A 1114-nucleotide genomic window follows, 5' to 3' on the forward strand; every position below is an offset into this window, starting at 1 on the left:
GGTTCATCGCGCTTTACCGGGGAACGCTGCTTTTATCTTCAGGAAGAAGTCGTTGTTGTCCCGGTATCCATAAGCCATACGCTGTATTACCTTGATTTTATTATTTATCCCTTCGTATTCAGATGATGCTGCGCGCTGGCTATAATCCCGCTTACATACCCTTTCAGCTTGTCAGCGAGCTGTTTTGGCACCTTTATGCCGCTTTCCTGTGATTGCCTGTACCATTCATTCCAGCGCTGCCTTGCTTCCTGCTCATCCGGGGCATACCACAGCGCTTTCAGGGCCGTCTTTATGACATAGACCGTATTTAACGGCTGGTTGGCCTCCAGCAACTCTGACAGCTTTACTTCATGCCCTTCCGGTTGGTTCTCCTGATTGCGCAACAACAGCCAGCGGCTGCGTTTGATGACCTGCCGGGCTTTCGGGTCACTTCGTCACTGATTCGCTTGGTCGACCCTCACACGGTCAATGACCTCACGGCTGAACTTTGCCACCACGAGGAACAGGTCATAGACCCCCCGCGCCTGCGGACAGTGCTCCCTGAATTCCAGGTCGAAGGCGGTATTCATGTCTATCCGATGTTTTTTACAGTATGCCAGTGCAGCCCGGTCAGTCCGGCTACGTGCTTAATGGGAAGCAAACGAACCCGTGACTCAACCCAAGTGGCTAACGCGGTGGTATAGCGCTGGCGCGCAGGGAGCCAATCGATTTTTTCGGTTATGATGCCACAGAGCGGACAGCGTAAACGACGAACAGGAACATCCAACCAGACCTTCCAGTGACGTCACTCCCGGTCTCTGATACGGCGCAGAGAGGTATCGTGTATCCCGCAGGCCTTCCGGTTACAGCGTCGACAGCAGGCAGGGTGTGAAGGCTGGTGTTCAAGACGAATGAGCAGAGTATCAGGGACGTTTTCAGGTTTGGGGTGTTTTTTGGCGAAGACAAACCTAAACGTGAGCCTGTACATAAATTTGTGTAATTGCCTGATTTTGATATGTTCAATCCAACATCAAAAGCAGGTTACTTTATGAACGAAAAACAGTTGCAGGCTCTGGCTAACGAACTGGCCAAAAATCTCAAAACCCCTGACGATCTCAGCCAGTTCGATCGCCTA

The 1114-nt window shown here is 51.5% G+C and carries 1 protein-coding gene and 1 pseudogene; both read right to left on the minus strand.

The genetic code is table 11. The annotated features are described in order from the left end of the window. Positions 1 to 3 precede the first annotated feature (3 nt). Positions 4 to 575: pseudogene (locus tag EIEH_RS19465) on the minus strand (ISL3 family transposase); the annotation flags it as partial. After that, positions 572 to 766, minus strand: a complete 195-nt coding sequence (locus EIEH_RS20055) for a helix-turn-helix domain-containing protein (RefSeq protein ID WP_015872157.1) — start codon at positions 764 to 766, stop codon at positions 572 to 574. The gene EIEH_RS20055 and the pseudogene EIEH_RS19465, both read right to left, overlap by 4 nt. Between the last annotated feature and the right edge of the window lie 348 nt (positions 767 to 1114).

Origin of the sequence: Edwardsiella ictaluri ATCC 33202, from assembly GCF_000264785.1 — a bacterium.
In the GTDB taxonomy this organism is placed as follows: domain Bacteria; phylum Pseudomonadota; class Gammaproteobacteria; order Enterobacterales; family Enterobacteriaceae; genus Edwardsiella; species Edwardsiella ictaluri.